The 17,230-nt window shown below is 36.6% G+C and carries 16 protein-coding genes; all 16 read left to right on the top strand.

Annotation, left to right across the window (positions count from 1 at the left end; translation table 11 throughout):
• The first annotated feature begins 173 nt into the window (after positions 1-173).
• Complete coding sequence (locus tag BR73_RS0125755) at positions 174-860, top strand: PHP domain-containing protein (protein ID WP_033168613.1); 687 nt, start codon at positions 174-176, stop codon at positions 858-860.
• 186 nt (positions 861-1,046) lie between these two features.
• The gene (locus BR73_RS0125750; RefSeq protein ID WP_033168612.1) at positions 1,047-2,312 is read left to right on the top strand and encodes a diaminopimelate decarboxylase; all 1,266 of its coding nucleotides are present in this window, start codon (positions 1,047-1,049) and stop codon (positions 2,310-2,312) included.
• 611 nt (positions 2,313-2,923) lie between these two features.
• Positions 2,924-3,202, top strand: coding sequence for a flagellar biosynthesis anti-sigma factor FlgM (gene flgM / locus BR73_RS0125745; protein ID WP_033168611.1), 279 nt, complete (start codon positions 2,924-2,926; stop codon positions 3,200-3,202).
• Positions 3,203-3,226: 24 nt separating this feature from the next.
• The gene (locus tag BR73_RS0125740) at positions 3,227-3,742 is read left to right on the top strand and encodes a flagellar protein FlgN (protein WP_033168610.1); all 516 of its coding nucleotides are present in this window, start codon (positions 3,227-3,229) and stop codon (positions 3,740-3,742) included.
• A gap of 77 nt (positions 3,743-3,819) precedes the next feature.
• Entirely contained in the window at positions 3,820-5,676 is a 1,857-nt protein-coding gene (flgK, locus tag BR73_RS0125735) for a flagellar hook-associated protein FlgK (protein WP_033168609.1), read from the top strand.
• Between the two features lie 16 nt (positions 5,677-5,692).
• Positions 5,693-7,495, top strand: a complete 1,803-nt coding sequence (gene flgK, locus BR73_RS0125730) for a flagellar hook-associated protein FlgK (RefSeq protein ID WP_033168608.1) — start codon at positions 5,693-5,695, stop codon at positions 7,493-7,495.
• Between the two features lie 129 nt (positions 7,496-7,624).
• On the top strand, positions 7,625-9,073 hold the full coding sequence (flgL, locus tag BR73_RS0125725; protein ID WP_033168607.1) for a flagellar hook-associated protein FlgL: 1,449 nt from the start codon (positions 7,625-7,627) through the stop codon (positions 9,071-9,073).
• Between the two features lie 62 nt (positions 9,074-9,135).
• Positions 9,136-9,594 carry a flagellar assembly protein FliW gene (locus tag BR73_RS0125720; RefSeq protein ID WP_033168606.1) on the top strand — a complete coding sequence of 153 codons (459 nt, stop codon included), beginning with the start codon at positions 9,136-9,138 and terminating at the stop codon, positions 9,592-9,594.
• 3 nt (positions 9,595-9,597) lie between these two features.
• Positions 9,598-9,822: a carbon storage regulator CsrA gene (csrA, locus tag BR73_RS0125715; RefSeq protein WP_033168605.1), complete on the top strand. Its 225-nt coding sequence runs from the start codon at positions 9,598-9,600 to the stop codon at positions 9,820-9,822.
• A gap of 168 nt (positions 9,823-9,990) precedes the next feature.
• On the top strand, positions 9,991-10,416 hold the full coding sequence (locus tag BR73_RS28000; RefSeq protein ID WP_051685586.1) for a flagellar protein FlaG: 426 nt from the start codon (positions 9,991-9,993) through the stop codon (positions 10,414-10,416).
• Positions 10,417-10,439: 23 nt separating this feature from the next.
• Positions 10,440-12,740: a flagellar filament capping protein FliD gene (fliD, locus tag BR73_RS0125705; RefSeq protein ID WP_033168604.1), complete on the top strand. Its 2,301-nt coding sequence runs from the start codon at positions 10,440-10,442 to the stop codon at positions 12,738-12,740.
• Positions 12,741-12,792: 52 nt separating this feature from the next.
• Positions 12,793-13,167 carry a flagellar export chaperone FliS gene (gene fliS / locus BR73_RS0125700; protein ID WP_033168603.1) on the top strand — a complete coding sequence of 125 codons (375 nt, stop codon included), beginning with the start codon at positions 12,793-12,795 and terminating at the stop codon, positions 13,165-13,167.
• A 13-nt stretch (positions 13,168-13,180) separates the two neighbouring features.
• Positions 13,181-13,672 (top strand): flagellar export chaperone FlgN, encoded by a 492-nt coding sequence (locus BR73_RS0125695; protein ID WP_033168602.1) that lies wholly within the window; start codon positions 13,181-13,183, stop codon positions 13,670-13,672.
• 131 nt (positions 13,673-13,803) lie between these two features.
• Positions 13,804-14,622, top strand: coding sequence for a flagellin (locus BR73_RS0125690; RefSeq protein ID WP_033168601.1), 819 nt, complete (start codon positions 13,804-13,806; stop codon positions 14,620-14,622).
• A gap of 223 nt (positions 14,623-14,845) precedes the next feature.
• The gene (locus BR73_RS0125685) at positions 14,846-16,027 is read left to right on the top strand and encodes a glycosyltransferase (RefSeq protein WP_033168600.1); all 1,182 of its coding nucleotides are present in this window, start codon (positions 14,846-14,848) and stop codon (positions 16,025-16,027) included.
• Complete coding sequence (locus BR73_RS0125680; protein ID WP_033168599.1) at positions 16,024-17,073, top strand: glycosyltransferase; 1,050 nt, start codon at positions 16,024-16,026, stop codon at positions 17,071-17,073. The genes BR73_RS0125685 and BR73_RS0125680 overlap by 4 nt, the downstream gene beginning before the upstream one ends.
• Positions 17,074-17,230: the final 157 nt, after the last annotated feature.

Genomic DNA, 17,230 nt, shown 5'->3' with positions numbered 1-17,230 from the left:
TTTCTATTGAATTATTATTCCCTTATGTTATGCATGAAAAGAACTGTTATTTTCATTACAATGGAGATATACTAATCAAAGGAATTAACAATTTAAAACAGCTTTCATATTAACAGAAGTTAACAGCAGCGGAACCTATTTACATAGGTTGACAGAAGGAAAGGTATATAACCATGAAATTATATAAATATGATACCCATGTTCACACAAGAGAAGGAAGCGCCTGTGCTGATTTTAGCGGCAGGGATCAGGCGAGGTTATATAAAAAACTTGGGTATGACGGAATAATTATTACAGATCATTTTTATAACGGTAACACTGCCGTATCAAGAAAACTATCCTGGGAACAGTGGGTGAATGGTTTTGTGAAGGGCTATGAAGAGGCTCTGAAAGAAGGAAATGAAATAGGGCTTTCTGTATTTTTTGGATGGGAAGAGAGCATAAAAGGAATGGATTTCTTAATTTATGGATTGGGTAAAGAGTGGCTTCTTGAAAACCGTAATATCCTGTACATGGATCTGCAAACTCATTATCAGAAGATTAAGGAAAGCGGAGGTTTTATAGTTCATGCACATCCTTACAGAAACCGCAGGCTTTTAGCAGACTTAAAGCCTGTACCTGAATTGGCAGATGCTATAGAGGTTATGAACGGAGGGAATAAAGAAGCTCTGTTCAACCATCTGGCAGAAGATTATGCTGTTAAGTGGGACAAGCCGGTAACAGGCGGCTCCGATGCACATCACAAAAGAGACAGGCATGGCGGAATACTGGTAACGGCTCCCTTATTAACAATACAGGATTATATGGCGGTGGTTGAGGAGCGAAAGATAGAAGAAATCATCCCATTTGTGGTAAAATAATAAATATTGATAATCTTTCTCAAATAAACGACCTTTTATGGCTATTAACATATTGACAAGTGCCATCTGATATAATATAGTGTTCCTTATATGAAATAACATTTTTCGGAGCGCTTCCAAAGCGCCAATAACGGGTAATATTTAACTTAGATGTACAGGCAATTTATGTGGAAAGGATGAAGCCGTATGAAGAAAACCTTTGTGACGAAAGAACAATTACAGGAAATTGTAAAAGAGTATCCCACACCTTTTCATCTCTATGATGAGAAAGGTATCAGAGAGAATGCCAGAAAGTTGAAGCAGGCTTTTGCCTGGAATAAGGGCTTTAAAGAATATTTTGCAGTAAAAGCAACTCCCAACCCATTTATTCTTAAAATCTTACAGGAGGAAGGCTGCGGGGCGGACTGCTCCTCCATGACAGAACTTATGATGTCGGATGCGCTGGGCTTTACTGACTCAGACATTATGTTTTCATCAAATACCACACCTCCGGAAGAATATATTAAAGCGAAAGAATTAAATGCCATTATAAATCTGGATGATTTTACACATATAGAATTTCTGGATAAGCTTGGAGGAATACCGGAGACAATCTGCTGCCGTTATAATCCCGGAGGTGTATTCACCATAAGCAACGGTATTATGGATAACCCCGGTGATGCTAAATACGGGTTTACAAAAGAACAGCTTATTGAAGGGTTTAAGAAGCTTAAAGGTCTTGGTGCCAAGCACTTTGGTATCCACTCCTTCCTTGCCAGCAATACAGTTACCAATGAATACTATCCGGTTCTTGCTAAAATAATGTTTGAACTGGCAGTTGAGTTAAAGGAAAAGACCGGGGCAGATATTAAATTCATCAACCTTTCAGGTGGTGTGGGTATCCCCTACAGACCGGAGCAGGAGCCTAATGATATTCTGGTAATCGGTGAAGGCGTAAGAAAAGCCTTTCAAGAGGTAATGGTACCTGCCGGTATGGAGGAGGTAGCTATCTTTACGGAGCTTGGCCGTTTCATGCTTGCTCCATATGGTCATCTTGTGACAACTGCCATTCATGAGAAGCATATCTATAAGGAATATATTGGCCTTGATGCTTGTGCAGTAGACCTTATGAGACCGGCTATGTACGGTGCATATCACCATATTACAGTAATGGGCAAGGAGAATGAACCTTGTGATTGTAAATATGATGTTACCGGCTCTCTTTGCGAAAACAATGACAAATTTGCGGTAGACCGCATGCTTCCAAAGATTGATATAGGTGATTTTGTTGTCATTCATGATACCGGAGCTCATGGTTATGCCATGGGATATAACTATAATGGTAAATTAAAATCAGCGGAGCTTTTACTGCAGGAGGATGGTTCTGTTAAATTAATAAGAAGAAAAGAAACGCCTAAGGACTATTTCAGCACCTTTGATTTCTGCGATGTTTTAAAGGATATGAAGTATTAAAAGTAATACTAGATAAGAAAAAATTTATTAGACATAATTTGAAGGTCAGTAAAATAAATGATTAGAGACAGGGTTTGGCATGCGCCAGATCCTGTTTTTTTCAGCATGAAAATGACAACTGATTAGTGAAACTGTCAAACTGAGTCATATAACTTTACTTGACATCTGCACTGACTACAACTGACCATTACACAATATACTTTGCTGCTGATAATGAATACACCAGTAAAATCAGCATAGTACTCGCATATAATTTAAGGTAAGGACAACATTAGTAGTTAGCTAATTAAGTTCTGTGAAGCGGCCTTATACCTGTTAAATTTTGTTTCTGTATATAAATGCAATCAATTATCGATTTATTGTATATAATATAATAGACAGACAGTACGAATTTATTAAGTCGTCGCATAGGACTTTTTTGTCTTGCCATGGTATTATTTGGATTGCAAAAGCTTGAAACGAAGCCTTGTAATATAGGATATTTCTTACGAATCCTCTATAAAAAAGCTTAATACCGATAAAAAAATTCAATTTGCTCTTAATATAATAGGTCATACGTCCGATAAATATAACATGATAAGCATACAGTAATTAGACAGGTGGTGAATAAAATGAGAATTGATGCATATAACAAAATTTCACAAGTGTATCAGACCAATAACATACAAAAGACTTCCAAAAGCGTAAATGCAGCTGGAAAAGATAAGCTGGAAATCTCAAATACAGCAAAGGACTACCAGACAGCGAAACTGGCTCTCAGTCAGGCACCGGATGTCAGGGAAGATAAAGTTAAGGATATCAAAAACAAAATGCAATCCGGAACGTACAATGTAAACATGGAAGAAGTAGCTTCCCATATCCTGGACAGATACTTTGAGAAAACCATTTAATCCGTATTAGAAAGAGGTTGAGCTGTGGCTAGTTTGATTGAAGAATTAATCACAACATTAGACCATGAATGTGAGATCTATAAAGAGCTTCTCCCCATGGCAAGAGAGAAAACACAGATTATTGTAAAGAATGACTTAAATGCTCTTCACGCAATCACCGAGAAAGAACAGCATTTGGCAGATGACATCAATGCCTTGGAGAAAAGGCGTGAAGAGATCATTCGAAACATTGGAGTTGTAGTCAGCAAAGATCCGGCAACAATAAATATCAAAGCTGTTATCCAAATGATGGACAAGCAGCCAGTAGAAAAGAACAAACTAATCGAAATTCATGACACTCTAAAAAGAACCGTTCAAAATCTTGTAGAAATTAATAATCATAACAAGTCGTTAATCCAACAATCCCTAGAGATGATAGAATTCAATATGAATTTTATACAGAGTACAAGGATGTCACCGGGGAATCACAGCTATAACAGAGGAGCATCTGAAGTGGATGTACTCCAGGGTCAGGCGGGGATGTTTGACGCAAAACAGTGATTGCTTCATTGTAATGCATATAACAAATTTGAATGGAAACATCCAACACACAAATTTACAAAAGAAGGTGAAATCTTATGAGCTTATCAAGTAGTTTACAGGTAGGAGTATCAGGTCTTACAGCAAGCCAGAATGCATTAAACACTACTGCCCATAATCTGGCTAATGTTGGAACCAAGGGTTATACAAGACAACAGGTGGTGATGGCGGATTTTGCTTACCAGAAGTGGGGCGTTAACCACATTTCCACACTTCAGACCGGCCTGGGCGTTAACATTGAAACTGTCCGGCAGGTCAGGAGTATCTTCTATGACAAATCCTATCGCACAGAGGTAGGACGTCAGGCTTTTTACGAAGCTCAGTATGAAAGTGTTCAGGAAGTAGAGAGCATGTTCGGTGAATTGGAAGGAGTAGCATTTCAAGATTCACTTAAGAATTTTTGGACCTCTATTCAGGAGTTGTCAAAGCAGCCCGATGCAATCGAAGTAAGAGCCACTCTTGTACAGAATGCTGAGAGTTTACTGGAAAGAGCAAACACTATATACAAGCAGCTGAATGAATATCAGCTGAATCTGAACAAACAGATATCGGATAAAGTTTCAAGAATAAATGAAATTGCTACCGGCATCAGTGATTTAAACAGAAGAATAAGTCTGTATGAAAGTAATGGCGTAGAAAATGCCAATGATTTAAGAGATGAGAGAAACAATCTTTTAGATGAATTGGGCGGATTGATAAATATTTCCTATAAGGAAAACGCAAATGGTGTAGTTACTGTTTCAGCGGAGGATATGCCATTAGTAACCGAAACCGGAACCAACAAAATGGGTGTTGCCAAGGTTAGTGAATCATCAGATTTTCTTAAACCGGTGTGGGTAGCTTTTAATACGGATGTGTTTAACTTAGACAGACCCAGTACCACTGAAAATCAATCTGATATAGGCTCTTTAAGAGGCCTTCTTGTAGCAAGGGGTTCAGAAAAAGCCAATTATACGGATATACCTGTTAAACCCGTAGAAGCAGATTATACGGATCAGAATAAGTATAAAGCAGATCTGGCGGCTTATGAAGTAAAAGCAGCGGAATATAACAAAAATGTAAATGTATCTGTCATTATGACCACCCAAGCTCAGTTTGATCAATTGATACATGGTATGGTAACCGCCATTAATGACATTCTAGCTCCCAATAAAGAAATCGAGCAGGCCGTAATTGGCGGAATGGTAACCGTTGATGCAGATGGTAATCAAATAGTAACTGTCGGCGGAGATGTTGTAAAGGATGCCATTGTAAAACCCGACGGCACGATCGTCAAGAAGATTAAGGTCCTCGACGAAGAAAAAGCTCCTTATGGTATGGATTTACCGGATCATACACAGGGTGAAGCACTGTTTAATCGTAAATCTACTGAGAGATACAGTGAAGAATCCATACAGGTTTATGATGCCAGCGGAACATTGCAGACCATAACCGTAAAGAAATATAATGAGGAAGATCCTTCCGATATATATTCTCTTTTTACACTCGGAGAGATTGAAATCAATCCTAATATAAAAAATAATTATTCAAAGATCCCGTTAAGCACCAGCAAAGAAGGCAACGAAGTCGATATGAAAACTGCCCAGGCCTTAACAGATCTCTGGAGTAAACCATTTGCTTCACTTTCACCGAACAGCCTTGCAGTGAGTACCTTTAAGGACTACTATACGAATTTTACCGGTGAGCTTGCAACAAAAGGGGATGAGTTAAATACCATCAGTCAGAATCAGGCTATCATGGCACAGAATATTGATGATCAACGACAGGCAATAATGGGAGTCTCTTCTGATGAAGAATTGACAAACCTTATAAAATTCCAGCATGCCTATAATGCTTCATCCAGATATATTACCGTTATTGATCAGATGCTGGAACATTTATTGACACGATTATAAGAGAAGAGGTGGAAATATGCCGTCAACATTTTTTGGATTAAATATTGGAACGTCCGGGTTATATACATATCAGGCAGCCTTAAATACAACCTACCACAATATTACCAATACAGAGACAGAAGGATATACAAGACAGGTATTAAACCAGAAGGCAGCCGATGCAATCAGGGTAAATGGTTCTTATGGTATGGTAGGCGCTGGAGTTAATGCTACTGGTATCAGCCAGACAAGAGATGCCTATTACGACCTGAAATATCGCAAGAACAATGCGGCCTTGGGCGATTACAGTGCGAAACAGTATTATGCAACAGAAATAGAGAATTATTTTAATGAGGTATCAGTAAAGGGCTTCACAACCTCCTTTAACTCCGTGTTTGACAGCTTGCAGGAGCTTACAAAGAATCCGTCCAGTCTGACAACAAGGACACAGCTTGTAAACTATGCTAAGAATATGACGGAATATTTCAACGGAATGGCTAATAGTCTCAAAAGTATTCAGGAAGAAAGTAATTTTGAAATCAAGACACAGGTAGATCGAATTAATTCACTGGGGCAGCAGATAGCAGGTGTAACAAAGCAGATTAATACACTGGAAGCCGGCGGCGGATTTGCTAATGATTTAAGAGACCAGAGAAATGTTTTAGTGGATGAATTATCAAAGATAGTAAATGTCTCAGTCTCTGAAAATGTAGTGGGCCAGGGCGTTGGTGTTACCAGCTATATGGTGAAAATCGAAGGACAGATTCTTGTTAATTCAAATGATTATAATACTCTGAAGGTAGTACCAAGAGAAGATAAGATAAATCAGAATGATGCAGATGGATTATATGACATCCAATGGAGCAACGGAAATGATTTTGCATTCCAGAACACCGTATCCGGTTCCTATCTTAACTCGCTTTTTCAGGTGAGAGATGGTAATAATGGAGTGTATCTGAATGGTACTGTAACCGGACGGGATACGACTGCAAATACCATAACACTTGAGAATAGTACAATCAATGATATAGCCAAATTAAATATACCGGAAAGCGGAAGCATAACAATTAATAACCGTGCATTTACCTATAAGAGTTATACGGTAACAGAAACTGCCGGAAAACTATCTTATACTTTTGAGATGGAAGAGGATGTATCTGTTCTGCCAGATCCCACTGACCCAGCTAACGCAGCCTACTCCGCTGGAGTAGGTGAAAGTGTGGCATATAAAGGAATTCCTTATTACATGAGTCAGCTGAATGAATTAGTTCGTACCTTTGCAATGGAGTTCAATGCTGTTCATAAAAGTGGTTACGATCTAAAAGGTGCTCAAGGTGTTAATTTCTTTGCAGCCAAGATGCCTGCGACGGGTGATGATTATAATCTGGATGATGCTACCAATACAACGAAACCTGTTGTTGGATATCAGTACCTAACTGCTGCTAACTTTACTGTAGCGCAGGAAGTATATAAGGATCCCTCAAAGATAGTAACGGCAGATGCAGTAATAACAGATGGAGTGGAGAATAGTAAAATTGCACAAAAGCTATTTGCATTAAAGGACAAAACCGCAATGTTCAAGCAGGGAACGCCGGCCTCCTATTTCCAAACCCTCGTGGCAGAGATAGGAATCGACTCAAAAAAAGCTACGGATAACGCTAAGAATCAGGAAGATATCCTGGATTTGGTTAAAAATCAAAGACTATCTGTATCAGGAGTCGATATCGATGAAGAAGCGATGAATATGGTGAAATTTCAGAAGGCTTATAATCTTTCTGCAAAAGCAATTTCTGTAATGAATGAAATTTATGATAAACTGATCAACGACACCGGAGTATAATTTGCCTTAGTCTGAAAGGGCTGCTTTGAAAAATCAACGGCTGCTTTCTCAATTAGGATTATGGGAATATCATATTACTGATTTGACATTAGAGAGAGACTGTAAGGGTGAAATTGGAGGGATTTATAGATGCGAATTACAAATAAGATGATGACCAATAATATGATGTCTAACATCAATAAGAATAAAAATTTATTAAGCAAACTGGACGAGCAGTATTCTACCGGAAAGAAAATTCAGCGTCCTTCCGAGGACCCTATCGTAGCGGTCAGAGCCTTAAAGCTAAGAACCAATCTATCAGAGCTGAATCAATATTATGAAAAAAATATTCCGGATGCTAGATCCTGGATGAGTGTTACGGAAGAAGCTATGAAAAATATGAATGAAATCCTGACTAAGATAAATTCCAGCTGTGTACAGGGTGCCACTGACTCTCTTACCGCTTCCGACCGTTCAAGTATTGTGGAAACTCTCGAGGAAATGAAAAAGCAGATATATCAGGAAGGCAATGCCAATTATGCCGGAAGATATGTATTTACCGGATATAAGACGAATTCAGCTTTGAGTTTTGAAGAAGATACAGTAAACAGCTATACTATTAAAGAGAATTTTACCGGGGAAGATCTGAACGCCATATCAAAAGTGACTTATGGATTAACAGGCGGTCCTGAAACCTCTGCACCCAGTACTATAAATACACATAGATTAAGGCTTTCTTACGATAATTTGGATACGGCGAACCCTACAAGTATTACATATATCGATAAAGATGGTAATCCGGGAACGATTGCTGCTGCCAATATAGTAAGTGCCTCCTTAAGTAATACAACCATCGATCCATACTCTCCTGCAGCAGGTACTATAAATTATATACCGGAAACCGGAGAGTTGATTCTCTCAGATTCGGTGTATGCCTCTTTGCAAGGAGCGCAACAGATTTCAGTTACTTATGGTAAGACAAATTTTGAAGCCGGGGATTTAAAGCCGGAAAATTATTTTGACTGTACAGATAACAAAAACATTGTGAATTACACCGTAGCTGATCAGCAGATACAGTATGAAATAAACTTCAACCAGAAACTAACCGTTAATACGCAGGCCAAGGATGCTTTTGACCACGGAATCGGCAGAGATATCGATGAAATTTTATCTGCTGTAAAAGATGTAGAGCTTACGGAAAGTAAATTAGCAGAAGTAAAGAAGCAATTAGAGGATAAAAGCCTTACACAGACACAAATAGATGCCTTAAAGATAACACAGCAGAATTTAGAGACTGAATTCAAGCTAAAGACTAATATTATGCAGAGCAAATTCAATATTGGTATTCGCGGAAGCAGTAAGGCACAGGATGGTCTGAATACAGCAATTGCGGATTTGGGAACACGAACTATTCGATTGGATCTGACAGAAGACAGATTATCAAGCCAGCAAGTGGATTTTGAAGACTTAATGTCAAACAACGAAGACGCAGACATTGCAGAGACGTATATTAAGTTAAATTCAGCAGAGACTATCTACACGGCATCATTAAACGCAGCAGGAAAAGTGGTAAGAGCAAATCTGCTGGATTTCCTGTAAGAAGTGTAATAATATAGAAAGAATGTAAATTGGTATATATAAGAGAAGGGAAGTAGCGAAAGATGTTGATAGCAACCAAATTTTTTGGTGAGATTGATCTTGAAGAAGATAAAATAATTGAATTTCCTCAAGGAATTATGGGATTTGAAGGAGTTCACAAATACACCTTGCTATATGATATCGAAGAGGGTGAACGGCCACTGGTATCTTGGCTGCAATGTATAGAAGAACCAGGACTTGCTATTCCTGTTATGAATCCTCTCTATATAAAAGAAGATTATAACCCGGTAATTGAGGATTCTTTGTTAACATCCTTTGGTGTTATGAATGATGACAATACGCTGGTTCTGGTTACTGTAACAGTACCTGCAGACGCTACAAAAATGACAGTTAATCTTAAAGCACCGTTTATTATCAATACAGATACCTGTAAAGGGTGTCAGATAATTGTCGAAAACAATGACTACCCCGTTAAATATAATGTGTATGATGCCGTTCAGAACATGAAAGGGGAGAAATAAATTATGCTGGCACTATCCAGAAAAATTGGAGAATCTATTATAATAGGAAATGATATAGAGCTTACAATTCTTGAGGTGAAGGGTGACCAGGTAAAGGTAGGAATTAGTGCTCCAAAATCGGTTCCTGTCTACCGTAAGGAAATCTATCTTCAAATTCAGGAATCCAATAAAGAAGCAGCAAAAAGTGAGATTACCGTTGAAGGCTTAAAGAACTTATTTCATAAATGAATAAGATAACTGTTTAGGGAAATAAAGCATTGTGAAAGAATACTATAAACAATTAGGAAAAAATGCCGATAAAACAATAAATAGAATAAAATAAGTAAATGTTAAATTATTATTACTTCAACAATAAGCAAGGAAGCTTAAAAAGTAATTACATGGAGGTGTATTTTTATGGCAATCGATAATATTAACTCAGGTGTTTATGGTGATGCTGCTAAAAGAGTACAGAAAGAAACGGCACATGTGGCAGCAGCACCTGTAAAACAGGCACCCGTTAGCTTAACCAGAACCAGTACGTCTGGAACAAAGGCAGCGGTTTATAAAGACAGTGGACTGGATGGTACTAAGGCTGATGACGCTGCTAAAGAAGGTGAAATTGCGGCAAGACAGATTAAAGCAACGGTGACGGAAGCTAATTTCAAAGCAACCAGAACTCGTTGCGAATATTCTGTAGAGGAAAAGACCAACCGAATTTCAATAAAATTAATCGATGAGCAAACAGATGAGGTAATAAAGGAAATACCGCCGGAGAAGAGCCTGGAAATGTTGGCAAAGGTTTGGGAACTGGCCGGATTACTTGTTGATGAGAAGAGATAGTTATACGAAAGAGGTGAATATTCATGGCAATTAGAATGTCTGGAATGATATCAGGATTGGATACGGATTCTATAATAAAAGAGCTTATGTCTGCTAAATCTGCCAAGAAGACGAAACTTGTACAACAGAAGACAAAGGTGGAATGGAAACAGGAGATATGGTCAGACCTAAATACAAAGCTGTATAAATTATATACAGATCAGCTTTCCAAGGTACGTCTGGCGGGTAATTATGCTACCAAGAAAGTAACTTCCTCGAATGAGAATATGGTTACTGCAACGGCAAGCGCCTCAGCTGGTAGTGGATCACATACGATTGAGATAAAGCAGCTTGCTTCGGCTCAATACATAACAGGTGGTAGTAAAACTGGGCTTAAGGGCAGCAGTACTTTAAAAGATGCCGGTATGGATGTGGGAAATGTAATAAAGATTACTTCTGGCACAGGCAGTACCGCAACTACTAAAAATCTTGAGATTACAGCTACTACTACAATTAATGATCTTGTAAATACCATGAAAGCAGCTGGGCTTACCGCAAGTTTTGACGAAGCACAGGGAAGATTCTTCATTACAGGTAAAAACAGTGGTGAAGCGAATGCTTTTTCTATTCAAACCTTTAAATTGAATACTGCAGAAAGTGCAGCTTTAAAATCAGCCTCAGAGGCATTAAAGTCAGCAGCAGGAGTAACGGATTCTCAAATATCAACCTATCAGTCTTTGTTAGAAGATGTAGCGAAGAAAGAAAGTGCCTATAATGCTGCAACAGATAAGGTTACGGCATGGATGGAACTTCAGACTGCAAAGCAAAAGGTTACAGATACAGAAGAAAGCTTTTATACTACTGCTGCCAGTAAAAATGTTATAGCTGAACGTCTCGAAGAATTAAAGGAAGCAGCAACTGGAAATGGTTCAGAAGAAGCGAAAAAAGTCTATGGTGAAATCGAAACAGCAGTAAAAAAGAAATATTATGAGTTAGATACGGATGGCAAGGTTAAATCACCTGAAACATTCTCCCAGGCTGCAATAAACAGTTCAAAAGCAGCAATAATGAGTGAAGCGACAGCATACATCAATAAAGGGATGAATGATGGTACTCTAACATTTGATACTGTTGAGGAAAGAAATCAAGCAATACAAGATAAATATACAAGCCTGCTAAATGATATTGATGCTGATGAAACAACAGCACTTGCAAAAAAAACACAAGAACTATATAATAAGCAACTAGATACAGCTATGAACAATTCTGCTAATATATATCCTTCTACATCAGAAGGAACTTCTAAGGTAAAGACAGAGGTTGAAGCATTAAAAGCAGACGGGGCAATCTCAACAGCTCTGAGTAATTATAAAACAGCAAGAGTTGATTATGCCAATGCAGTCAATAATGCAATTGATGTGGAAACAGGACAACTTTCCGCGATAGGACTTGCTGATATAAAGGTAGACGTAGTAAATGGGAAGACTTCTGTGGTGAGTTCCGGCGGACCATCAGATTTTCAGCTTAAGGCAGCAGTTGATTCAACAATTTTATTAGATGGTGCTACAATTACCAATGCAGGAAATACTTTTACAGCAGCAGGAGTTACCTATAATCTTAAAAATGCCCAAGAGGGGACTACTGTGAATGTAAGTGTAACGAATGATACACAAGCTGTATATGATATGGTTAAAAATTTTGTTAAAAGTTATAATGAAATTTTAACAGAAATGAATACATTGTATAATGCAACATCAGCTAAAGGTTATGAACCCCTTACAGATGAACAAAAAGAAGCCATGTCGGATAAACAGATTGAGATGTGGGAGGATAAGATTAAGGATTCTCTTCTGCGCAGGGATGATAAGTTGGGAGGCGTAATAAATACTCTTAGAACTTCTCTTCAAGGAAGTGTGTCTGTAAACGGCAAGAATTACTCATTAGCCAGTTTGGGTATTACGACCGGTGCTTACACAGAAAAGGGTCTGCTTCATATTCAAGGAGATTCTGATGATGCTACTTATTCAGATAAAACAAATAAGTTAAAAGAAGCATTATCTTCAGACCCAGATGCAGTTGCTAGTGTTTTGTCAAGCATTACCACTAATTTATATACTGCTATGCAAGATAAAATGAAGAGTAGTTCAGTAAGCAGTGCAATGACCTTCTACAACGACAAAGAAATGAAGAATCAGGTTACTAATTACACAAAGCAAATATCCGTATGGGAAACCAGGCTTCAAGATATGGAAGATCGATATTATAAACAGTATTCAGCTATGGAGACGGCTCTTGCGAAATTACAATCAAGTAGTAACTCTTTATCTGGATTATTTGGTAATTGATAATTATTAGAAATGTAATTAATTGAAATTAAAATTAGCGGAGGACAAAATAATGGCAATAAACGCAGCTTTAGCATATCAGAATAATGCGATACAGACAGCATCTCCCGCAGAACTCACATTGATGTTATATGAAGGTGCTATAAAGTTTACCAATATAGCATTGATGGCAATAGAGGAAGGTAATGTTGAAAAAGTACATTTGAATATTGTAAAAGTTGAAAATATTATACTAGAACTACGTTCAACCCTTGATCATAAGTATCCGGTGGCAGAAGATTTTGATAGGGTATATGATTATATTTATAGATGTCTTGTAGATGCTAATGTTAAAAAAGATAAATGGAAATTAGAAGAGGCTCTAGGATTTATCCGTGAGATGAGAGATACTTGGAAAGAAGTTATGAAGACAACTAAGAAGAAATAAGAAAGAGTATGGGATGTCAGAGAATCAAAATACAATTTACCTGAATGTTCTTATTGATACATTACGTAAAAAAGAGGAACTATTAAACACTCTTATAGAACTTACAAAAGAGCAAGATAGTATTCTTGCAGAGAGTAAATTTTCATTAGATAGATTTGATTCAATTATGCAAGATAAAGATAAAGTTATCAATCAGCTAAACCAGGTAGAGAATGGATTTGAGGTAATCTACCAGAGAGTAGAGAAAGAACTTCCTGCTAATAAAGAACAGATTAAAAGAGAAATTTTGGAGATACAAAAGCTAATTCGAAATATTACAGATAAGAGCATGACCATTCAGGCATTGGAGTCAAAAAATAAAGAGAAATTAATTATGCAGCTGGCAGGAAGACGACAAGAAATACGCAGTTTTAAAGCAACTAACCTTGCAGCTGATAGATATCATCAAAATATGGCTAATCAGCATCAAGAAGGACAATCTTATTTTCTTGATAAAAAAAAGTAAAAAAATAAAATAATTTTTTACTAAAGCTATTAAGTCCAAGAAAATAATGTCGATATATAATATAAGTAAATCAAATTTACTTACAACAACAGCAGCATGGACGCTGCTGAACATTCAAGGAGGAATTAATTATGATAGTACAGCACAATATGGCAGCAGCCAACACAAACAGACAGTTAGGTATCACAAATAGCAATCTTGCTAAGAAAACAGAGAAATTATCATCTGGTTACAAAATTAACCGTGCAGGTGATGATGCAGCTGGTCTTTCAATTTCAGAGAAAATGCGTGGACAGATTAGAGGTTTAGAGCAGGCTTCAACTAATGCTCAGGATGGTATCTCTCTTATCCAGACAGCAGAAGGAGCTTTAAATGAGACTCACTCCATTCTTCAAAGAATGAGAGAGTTAACTGTTCAGGCAGCTAATGATACAAATGTAACTGCTGACCGTGATGCAATTAAGGAAGAAATCGGACAGTTATCATCAGAGCTTAGCAGAATTGCAACACAAACTGAGTTCAATAAGCAGAAATTATTAGATGGTTCCTTAACAGCTGTTAATCTTCAGGTAGGTGCCAATGAAGATCAGAGCATCTCTTTCTCAATTGATTCTATGGATGCTACTAACTTAAGTGTAGATTCTTTAAGTGGAGAGGTATCTGATTATGCAGCAGCAACAGCAGCACTTACAACAATTGATACTGCATTAGAGTCTGTATCTAAGCAACGTTCTTTAATGGGTGCTATGCAGAATCGTCTGGAGCATACAATTGCTAATGCTGATAACACAGCTGAGAATTTACAGGCATCTGAGTCCCGTATCCGTGATGTAGATATGGCAAAGGAAATGGTTGGATACTCAAAAGACAGTATCCTTCAGCAGGCTGCTCAGTCTATGCTTGCTCAGGCAAATCAGGCAACACAGGGCGTTCTTTCATTATTAAGATAATTATTTTCATAAAAAAAGAGTCGATATTTATATCGGCTTTTTTTTTATGAAGAAATATACATACTAATGTTATATCAGAGAAGAAAAATGTCGATATAGCTAGTACTGGAAGAATAATGAGATGAATTGATTATACTAACGATAGAAGCTGGGGTACTGAAAATTTGAATAAAAGAGTAATAGTTTAGTTTTATAGTCTATGAATAGCTCAAGAGGTAATAACATGAGAATACTGTTTTTTGATTGGAAAAGTTATGGGAAAGAACATTTAGTAAAAGGATTAATAGATCTCGGATTTGAAGTAGAAAGAATATTATTTGATCATCAAAAAGATGATAATAGCATATATGAAGATAAGGCGAAAGAACTTTTATCATACAAATACTATGATTTAGTATTTAGCTCTAATTATTTTCCTGCTATAGCAAATGCATGCCATGAAAATAGTATAATATATATATCCTGGCTTTATGATAGTCCTTATGCAAGGGTCTGGGACACAACGGCATATTATCCGGAATGTTATATATTTTCATTTGATCAGAAGTTATGTGATAGTTTGAAAAAAGAAGGAATTCCCAAAGTATACTATATGCCATTAGCAGTTGAGACTGCAAAATTAGACGAAATTCAAGCAACTGATAGTCAAAAAGAGCAATTTAAAGGAGATGTAGCATTTGTTGGATCTCTATATGATAAAAAAAGTATATTTCCGAAGTTAATTAAAAAGAACAATTTAGAGTTCCATAAAGGATATTTGGATGCAGTGATAGATGCCCAAACAATGATTCAAGGAGTGAACTTTTTAGAAGAAATTTTAGAACCCAAAGATATCAGTGATATGGTAGATAAGCTAGTAGTTAAATTGCATGGACATGGTGAGCTTGCATCAAAAAATATGATATATGCTAATTATTACCTAGGACAAGCAGTGACATTAAAAGAACGAAGCAATATGATAAAATGTATTTCACAGAAATACAATCTTAACGTTTATACGCATAGCAATATCAAGAAATTTAAAAAAGTTATAAATAAAGGAGCTGTTGATTACTATAAAGAAATGCCTTTAGTATTTCGTTTGAGTAAAATAAACCTGAATATGACCCTGCGATCCATTCAGACGGGTATTCCTCTTAGAGCATGGGATATTATGGGGGCAGGAGGCTTTTTATTAACGAATTATCAGGCTGATTTCTTAAAACATTTTGAACCTGGAGTTGATTTTGATTATTTTATAGACGAAGAGGATATGATGAGAAAAATTGATTACTATCTAGAACATGATGAGGAACGTAGGAAAATAGCGAAAAATGGATATGAGAAGGTTAAAAAATACCATAGCTATAAAATTAGATTAAAAGAAATGTTTCAGATAGTTGAGGAAGTGGAGCAACGAGGATGAATATAGTTATTTGCAGTGTGGGACATGAGATAGAGATATCTATAGCAGAGGTTCTGAAAAAGTTGGGACATATAATATATGAATTTCGCAAAGAAATAAAAGATCAAGATTATGATTTGGAATATCTTCAAGATCTAGTAAATTTTATCGATGAAAAGTCAATTGATATGGCTTGGAGCATAGACTATCTTCCTATAATTTCAAGGGTCTGTAGTCTGAAACATAAACTATATATTTCATGGATTATAAGGGAGTCCTGGAATACATTATACTCGAATACAATAAAGAATTCTATTAATTATATTTTTATAGGTGAAGAAACAATTGCAGAAAAATTTTATAAGAATAACCCCGGACATATTTTCTACTTATCACCAGGAGCAGCGATAAAAGAAGTAATCACAATACCTGAAACTGTAGGACTTTGGTTTTTAGATGTTAAGTATCCCAGTTACTATATGAAAGAAGAAAGTAGAGAATACCTTAAGGGGTACATCAGAGGGATGGTAGAAGCCCAAAAACGCATTCATGGATACCACTTTCTTCCGAAGCTCTTGTCAAAGAAATTAAGAAATGAAATAGAAGGAGTTTTATCAGAAGCTGAAAGAGGAAAGGATTATACTAAGAAAGCCGTTTCTGACATGATTGATGATTTTCTATGCGATACGATTACAAAAGATGAACGGGACGAAGTGGTAAAAGTTATTGAAGAACAAGGAACGTATAAAATTAATAAAGGTATTAGTCAGATTAATGTAAATATAACGTCAAGAAAATGGAAAACGGGAATACCGTATGATATTCTTCAAATAATAGGATCGGGCGGATTTTTAATAACGAATTATCAACATGGTATGGAAGAATATTTTCGTATAGGTGATGAAATAGTAGTTTATGAGGATAATAAAGATTTAATAGATAAAATAAACTATTATATGTTACATGAAGAGGAACGTAGAGAAATTGCTAGTAAAGGAAAGAAAAAAGTTAATGAGTTCTATGCTTTAGAGCACAGGATAGCAGATATGTTTTATTTACTTAGCTAGCGGATAATAAAATAAAACTATGGGACTGAAATTGGGATTTGATTTAGAAAATTACGAAGATAAAATTTTACAAGGATAAACTAGTGAAAAGATAAGAGAACAAAAATATAGTAAATTGTGGTACAATTACCTATAGAGATGAGATGTATAGATTACC

This window comes from Clostridium sp. KNHs205 (assembly GCF_000702945.1).
GTDB lineage: Bacteria > Bacillota > Clostridia > Lachnospirales > Lachnospiraceae > Anaerocolumna.
The sequence above is the reverse complement of the archived record's forward strand: the minus strand, read 5'-3'. Positions and strand labels throughout refer to the sequence as shown.

Coding starts and splice junctions, on each gene's coding strand:
- fliS (WP_033168603.1), top strand. CDS start 12,793: ATGGCAATAAACGCAGCTTTAGCATATCAGAATAATGCGATACAGACA.
- flgK (WP_033168609.1), top strand. CDS start 3,820: ATGAGCTTATCAAGTAGTTTACAGGTAGGAGTATCAGGTCTTACAGCA.
- BR73_RS0125685 (WP_033168600.1), top strand. CDS start 14,846: ATGAGAATACTGTTTTTTGATTGGAAAAGTTATGGGAAAGAACATTTA.
- BR73_RS0125750 (WP_033168612.1), top strand. CDS start 1,047: ATGAAGAAAACCTTTGTGACGAAAGAACAATTACAGGAAATTGTAAAA.
- BR73_RS28000 (WP_051685586.1), top strand. CDS start 9,991: ATGGCAATCGATAATATTAACTCAGGTGTTTATGGTGATGCTGCTAAA.
- BR73_RS0125690 (WP_033168601.1), top strand. CDS start 13,804: ATGATAGTACAGCACAATATGGCAGCAGCCAACACAAACAGACAGTTA.
- flgK (WP_033168608.1), top strand. CDS start 5,693: ATGCCGTCAACATTTTTTGGATTAAATATTGGAACGTCCGGGTTATAT.
- BR73_RS0125720 (WP_033168606.1), top strand. CDS start 9,136: ATGTTGATAGCAACCAAATTTTTTGGTGAGATTGATCTTGAAGAAGAT.
- flgL (WP_033168607.1), top strand. CDS start 7,625: ATGCGAATTACAAATAAGATGATGACCAATAATATGATGTCTAACATC.
- fliD (WP_033168604.1), top strand. CDS start 10,440: ATGGCAATTAGAATGTCTGGAATGATATCAGGATTGGATACGGATTCT.
- csrA (WP_033168605.1), top strand. CDS start 9,598: ATGCTGGCACTATCCAGAAAAATTGGAGAATCTATTATAATAGGAAAT.
- BR73_RS0125695 (WP_033168602.1), top strand. CDS start 13,181: ATGTCAGAGAATCAAAATACAATTTACCTGAATGTTCTTATTGATACA.
- flgM (WP_033168611.1), top strand. CDS start 2,924: ATGAGAATTGATGCATATAACAAAATTTCACAAGTGTATCAGACCAAT.
- BR73_RS0125755 (WP_033168613.1), top strand. CDS start 174: ATGAAATTATATAAATATGATACCCATGTTCACACAAGAGAAGGAAGC.
- BR73_RS0125680 (WP_033168599.1), top strand. CDS start 16,024: ATGAATATAGTTATTTGCAGTGTGGGACATGAGATAGAGATATCTATA.